This is a genomic window from Streptomyces sp. H39-C1 (assembly GCF_027158125.1).
Taxonomy (GTDB): Bacteria; Actinomycetota; Actinomycetes; order Streptomycetales; family Streptomycetaceae; genus Actinacidiphila; species Actinacidiphila fildesensis.
Genome location: NZ_JAPVLS010000281.1, coordinates 1 through 908, shown reverse-complemented (window position 1 = coordinate 908; position 908 = coordinate 1). Strand labels below are relative to the sequence as shown.

Sequence of the window (908 nt, the reverse complement as noted above, 5' to 3'; positions counted from 1 at the left end):
AGGGCCACCGCGACCGGGGCGGCGACGCCGTCCGGCAGGAACAGCCGCAGCAGCGCGAACCGTCGGACGCTGCCTGATTCGTACCCCTCCTCCTGCAGATAGCCGGGCAGGTAGCCGAGGACGCCGAAGCCGGAGGTCAGGATGTACGGCAGATAGGCGAGTGCGATCACCAGCACGGCGGGTACCAGGACGCGCGCGGCGTCGCGGGGGCCCCGGCGGGCGAGGGCGCCCGGCAGGACGACCGCGGGCAGCAGCTTGACGGCGATGGCCGCGCCGAGCAGCGCGCCGCGGCGCGGCAGGACGGACGTACCGAGCGCGAGCACGGTCAGCAGCACGCCGAGCGTGTCGACATGCGCGTCGTTGACGGCCGCGAAGGACACCGCGGGACACCAGGCCCACAGCGCCGCGCGCCGTGGATCGCCGCGCCGCCGCAGGACGAGGAGCAGGGCGGCGGTGGTCCCGACGGTCAGCAGGGCGCCCGCGATCTGGGTCGGCTTGTGGCGGGCACCGTCGGGGGACAGCGCGTGGACGGCGAGGAACCAGCCTTCCGCCACCGGTGGGTAGATGGTGTTCACGGCGGGCCGGTTGATCCGGGTGCAGTCCGCGCCGACTGCGCGCAGATCGGGTGCCGGGCAGTCGGGGCCCGGCGGGAAGAGCCAGCGGTCGCGCAGCCCGGCCAGTTCCGGCGCGGCGGGCGGGTGGGCGTACGGGGAGATGCCCGCGGCCTGCACCCGGCCGTCCCAGGCGTAGCGGTACATGTCGCTGCTGGTGCGGGGCGGGCCGCTCAGCGCCGCGAGCGACAGCGCGGCGCTGCCGGCGAGCACCAGGACCACGGCGGCGCGCACGGGCACCTTGCGGACGGCCCACACGGCTGCGGCGAACAGCACCCAGGCGGCGGCGTACCAGTA

General features: G+C 75.9%; 1 protein-coding gene. It reads right to left on the bottom strand.

All coding sequences use genetic code 11. The features are described 5' to 3' along the window. The coding region (locus tag O3W51_RS48200; RefSeq protein WP_269290445.1) for a glycosyltransferase family 87 protein at window positions 1-908 on the bottom strand (908 nt) is incomplete at both ends.